The sequence below is a fragment of the Blautia sp. CGZ-1-C1 genome, from assembly GCF_056504575.1.
Window position 1 is genome coordinate 1 of the sequence record NZ_JBWLUT010000131.1, and the last position, 5,017, is coordinate 5,017.

7 protein-coding genes are annotated in these 5,017 nt (G+C 36.0%); 3 read left to right on the forward strand and 4 right to left on the reverse strand.

The annotated features are described in order from the left end of the window. The first annotated feature begins 262 nt into the window (after nucleotides 1–262). The 3 genes from AC058W_RS12705 to AC058W_RS12715 all read left to right on the forward strand — a co-directional run bounded on the left by AC058W_RS12705 (nucleotide 263) and on the right by AC058W_RS12715 (nucleotide 3,041). Nucleotides 263–1,204 (forward strand): restriction endonuclease, encoded by a 942-nt coding sequence (locus AC058W_RS12705; protein WP_117677686.1) that lies wholly within the window; start codon nucleotides 263–265, stop codon nucleotides 1,202–1,204. A 15-nt stretch (nucleotides 1,205–1,219) separates the two neighbouring features. After that, entirely contained in the window at nucleotides 1,220–2,077 is an 858-nt protein-coding gene (locus AC058W_RS12710) for a Shedu immune nuclease family protein (RefSeq protein ID WP_117677687.1), read from the forward strand. Between the two features lie 778 nt (nucleotides 2,078–2,855). Next, nucleotides 2,856–3,041, forward strand: coding sequence for a hypothetical protein (locus AC058W_RS12715; RefSeq protein ID WP_479390144.1), 186 nt, complete (start codon nucleotides 2,856–2,858; stop codon nucleotides 3,039–3,041). Between the two features lie 143 nt (nucleotides 3,042–3,184). On the opposite strand, the gene AC058W_RS12720 is transcribed toward AC058W_RS12715, so the two are convergent. From AC058W_RS12720 to AC058W_RS12735, 4 genes are all read right to left on the reverse strand, one after another. Next, a complete protein-coding gene (locus AC058W_RS12720) occupies nucleotides 3,185–3,346 on the reverse strand; it encodes a phage integrase N-terminal SAM-like domain-containing protein (protein WP_479390145.1) in 162 nt (53 codons plus the stop codon). Nucleotides 3,347–3,990: 644 nt separating this feature from the next. Next, the gene (locus tag AC058W_RS12725) at nucleotides 3,991–4,266 is read right to left on the reverse strand and encodes a type II toxin-antitoxin system YafQ family toxin (RefSeq protein WP_479390146.1); all 276 of its coding nucleotides are present in this window, start codon (nucleotides 4,264–4,266) and stop codon (nucleotides 3,991–3,993) included. Further along, on the reverse strand, nucleotides 4,263–4,535 hold the full coding sequence (locus tag AC058W_RS12730; RefSeq protein WP_055199534.1) for a type II toxin-antitoxin system RelB/DinJ family antitoxin: 273 nt from the start codon (nucleotides 4,533–4,535) through the stop codon (nucleotides 4,263–4,265). The genes AC058W_RS12725 and AC058W_RS12730 overlap by 4 nt, the downstream gene beginning before the upstream one ends. Nucleotides 4,536–4,646: 111 nt before the next feature. After that, on the reverse strand, nucleotides 4,647–5,017 hold a 371-nt coding region (locus tag AC058W_RS12735), incomplete at its 5' end, for a hypothetical protein (protein WP_479390147.1).

Genomic DNA, 5,017 nt, shown 5'->3' on the forward strand with positions numbered 1-5,017 from the left:
AGTATCGTGGAGACAGTCTGCCTTCTGTCGAGAAAAGCCCAATAAATCAAAGGATTTCGCCATTTTGGAAATAAAATAGATGTCTGTTTCTGTTTCCGTAGAGTGATGATATAATCGGAGATTTACCCCAGGGGATAGGCTTTTTGGAACAGGAGATATACATTTTGGCGAAAGGATATTTTTTAGCAAAAGTTGTTTTGCATCATGGGGTATGAGGAGTTGAATAAAAAAAGAAGAACAAGTAGGGAGGCGATAGATTTCAATGGGTACTACATTTCCTAAAGATATAATGGATTGCATGAAAGGATGCATTTTGTCTATTTTTTGGCCGAAAAAAGATATAGTCGATTTTATGAAAAAAGTTGGTTGTACCTCAAGGGAATTGATGCCGGAAAGTGAATATAAAGAATTGCATAGGGCTGAAATTGTAGATAAAATTTTTACTAATTTAGAAAAAAGAAGTGATTCGGGAATAGGACAATTTAGGTGTATGTTAAAGGAACTAACGGAATGGAATTATTTCGATCCTTATTATTTTCAGAAATTGAACAAACTGAGTGAGAGCGAAGCAAAAAGAAATATCAGCCATTTAAAACAACTTCAAGAAATTCGGGATTACAAAATAAAGCAGGAAAGACAAAGACAAGAAGAACAGGAAAGAAAGCGGAAAGATATCAGCATTAGTATAAATGAATTAAAAGAGATCTTCTTAAATTTATTTAGTGGAAAAGATCAGAACGGAAAAGAAATAAATGCACAGCGAAGAGGATATTTATTTGAGGAATTCCTAAAAAAATTATTTTTAAATGAGGGTATAGAAGTTACAGAACCGTTTAAAATTGTAGGAGAACAGATTGATGGCTCAATAAAGTATGATGGAGAGCATTACATAATAGAAGCTAAGTGGCATGATAAATGGAGTGCATCTGATAGCTTGTATCAGTTTGCAGCAAAAGTAGAAGGGAAGATGTATGGAAGAGGAGTATTTATTTCTGTAAATGGTTTTTCGCCTGATTCCGTACAAGCTCTGACAACAGGAAAGGCACTTAGGACTATTTTGGTAGACGGTGGGGATTTAGTTCCAATTACAGAAGGAATGTACACCCTGAGAGAAATGCTTGATAACAAAATTAAGGCGGCTCAAACAATGGGGAGAATATATGTTGATTCTACAAATTTGGCTGATAAAGTTATCCGGCAGTAAGGAGATGGGAGTTTGATGAAGTTAGAAGAAAAATTGCTTGAACAATATTTTGATGTTATAGGGAAGAACGGTAATACAGAAAATCAGATACAGGAATTTCTTGAGGAAAATACTATATTCATACCAATGCCTTTTTTGCTAAATCATTATTTGCATATGAATTGTGTGATTTCCAAATTTAAGTTGGGTAATGAATTTGTGACGGATTTTGCATATTTAACTAAGAGTTCTGATTATTGGGAATTTGTATTAGTTGAATTGGAAGATGCAAAAAAGAAGATTTTTACAAATGATAAGGAAAATATTTATTTTCATTCAGAGTTTAATCATGCATATGATCAGATTACATCTTGGAAGGCATATGTCAATAAAAATAGAGAAGCAATTCTTCATCAAATAGATAAATTAAGAGTTCCTCTAAACGAGAATTCTGTAAGGTTTAAATATGTATTAGTTATTGGAAGAAATGCTGAAAAAGATAATTCAGAAAAACGAAGAGCAATGTTTGCAGAAAAGTCTGATAATGATATTCGTGTGATGACATATGATAGTCTTGTTTCACAATGTAAATCAGTACCTTATAATGGAGAAAAGATAATATTATCTACTTGGAAAGAACAAGGATTCAAAATAAAGAAATTACCAAAGCAAGAAATTTCCACTAGTCTGTTTGCGTATTTGAAACCAGAATATTTGCAAATTTCAGAAAGAGATATTGAAATCTTAAAAGAACAGGATTATCAAATAGATATTTGGTTAAGTGGAAGGGCGTTAAGTTATAATGACAAGTATGATGCGGCATCTTTGGCTGAAAGGACAACTAATCCATTGAAAAAAGCTGTTTTACTTGCCGAAGCAAAAAATAACAAATAATCAAGGGAAGATGGGGGGAATTTCTTACCCCACTTTGAAAATCTATTGCACACTTTCGCTATGCAGTATAAAATCAAAGTTCAGGCGAATATTGAAACCGTTTGTCTGCTTTCAAAGAAACCTTGATTTTCTGCGGCTTGTAGGATATTAAGGGGAGAAAATGAATGTGTGTTTTCAGGTCTTTTGAATGAAACATTTGAATATTAAAACAGAGGGGTGTTTTGAGACTCTACTGAATAATAGGCTTTTGCTAAAAGGTATCACTTTTGCGAAAATGTATGATACCTTCCGGCCAATGTCATTAAGTTAACATTGCAAGAAGGCAGACTCTAAAGAAATATAGCAGGAAAGTGAATAGCTTTCCTGCTTTTCTGTATTTATGATACACAAATAAGACAGATTCACATCTGCCTAAAATAAGTATTCTTTTCATTTGTTTTATGCTACTCTATAAAGGAAACCATGAAATGCTTTTGCTGTTAGCTTTCGTTCCCGGTGCCTATCGGGTCTAATAGGAATAATATTTCTTGCAATAATGGTTTCTAAATTGGGCGATGTTGTTTTTCCCTGATAGAATAATCTACACATATGTGCAGTTAGAGAATGAAGCACTTTTCCTAAAGGACGAAGAAGGATATAAGTTGGTTTGGGATGATTCCATGATTTTTCCGAATCTAACTTCTACAGATAAAGTAAGAGTTTCCACTGACACAGGCAGAAACGAGGAGAAATTCTGGATAGGAACGGACGTGTCCTTGCAGGAAAAGGTACAGCATCTTTGGTTGGAATCGTTCCGGGCAAGTTGGAAAACAGAGAGGAAGCAATCGCACAGATTGCAGAACTATTGGAAATTACACCGGAAGCGATAGAAAAGAAACTGTCTGCAAAGGATGCTAAAGCAATCATTGAGAGAATCGGTGAGCTTCAGCTTGAAGATGGGGTAATGAAGGTGTGTGACTTCTGAAACACGAAGTCCACCTGAATACATAGTAGCGATCATAGCTTTATGCTTCAGATTTGGTGTAGCATCAAGAATAGCTGATATTTCTGCTTTTGTAAGCACCGTTGGTAACTTTCTTGTCCCTTTTCATACGAGGTATGTCATCATCATCCCAATTCATCTTCAATACTCTTTTTGTAAAAGAAGCGGATTCCTGAATGGTAGTGATTGTATGTTTCTGGTGAAGCCCCGGAAAGTTTCTTTTCAGTTAGGAATGTATCAACATCGTCAGTTGTTAATGCATCTATATCCTTGGCTGTGTGGTTCAAAAAAGAGCAACACTGGTACAGTATGCATGAATCGTGGAATCCTTGAGATTCCGTTTATTCGCAGCAGATCTAATCTGATTAAAAATTTCTTCGTACATAATAAAATCCTCCATGTAAAGCAAATCGTAAATGTATAAACACTGCTTACATGGAGGAGCATTAGCATAATAAAACTGCTTGCCAGAAAGGCAGCTCAATGGTATTCTTTTCATAGACAGTGGGGATGTCGATCCTGTTTGATTGTTGGTTGTGGTGACTTAACAATACTACTTGTAGGATTTGGCTCCCACTGCTTTTTTATTAAAGTGTAAAGAAAAACTGCGCCATAGCCTTGGCAGGCCATCGCGCAGCGATTTTGTTCAATTGGAAGTTATGGCTTTGACTTTTTCCGAGTAATCAGCTTTAGGATAATACATACGACCACCACAACAGCCACCAAGGCACCATCCAACAGCAGCTCTGTGTACCACGGTGCAGACTGTATGGCATATAAATTTGGGTAGGTTTTAAAGTGCCAGAACTTATAAATTCCGAATCCAATGAAAACTCCTATTGATGAACCAATAACGATGTTTAAAAAACAATTCAACTTTCTCAGCATGGCAGTGCATCCCTTTCCAAATTCCCGATTTGTACTTATTTTCTTAAAACAGCTCAGAATGTGAACCAAGGCGATAAAGCATCAAAACAAGAACATCTCCACAAATCTCATAAATAAGCAGCCAGTCCGGTTCGATGTGACACTCACGCGTGCCTTTGTAGTTTCCTGTAAGGTCATGATCCCTGTATTTTGCATCCAGCGTACCGCCATTCGCCAGAATACCGATTACCTCAAACAGCTTATCAAGATTTTTATTTTGCTTTTTGGCAAGCTTCAAATCCTTTTTAAACTGATTGGTAAACTGAATGTCGTATTTCATACGTCGAGAGCTGCCTTAAGCGCATCCATACTGGAATAACGCGGAGCAGAAGGATCCTTCATCATTTTTCTGCCTTCCTCAATGGCAGTGGCTGTTGTATCATTCGGTACTTCCAGTTTTAATTCAAAAGGAATACCATGCTCACGGATAGCGGTTCTCAGGAACATGTTTACAGCAGTTGTCATATTCAGACCAAGCTCATTGAAGATTTCCTCCGCCTGGTCCTTGATTGCCTTGTCTATACGAATATTTAAATTAGTTGTTGCCATACAGAACACCTCCATTCAAGTATAGTATATTCAAATATGCGCCTAATGTCAACACATTGTCATTATATAAGATATATATGAAAAACTGAAATAAATACTTTCTCCCCCAAATTATGCCTGTTTTGTTAAAAAACTTGATATCTGTTGTCCAAGAAAGAAACCAACCTGTGGATATAACTCTTGGATTTCCTGACATTTTGCCTCAATCATTTCCGGTTCATCAGCCCAGATATTTTCATATATTTTGAAAGCTCTTTTAAAATATGTTTTGGCTTGCGGAAGATTGGCAGTCATCAGATAAATGGTTCCAAGGTCTACCTGAAAATCTAGCAATAATGCCTGGTCAGAGTCAGTGCCAATGCTTTTTGTCTTTAACAGATCCTTTAATTCCTGAATGATTACATTCATACCTTTGTGGTAGTTATAGTTATCCATGTATGGAAATTTAACCACACAGACGATAGGAAAGTGTGGGGGATTTC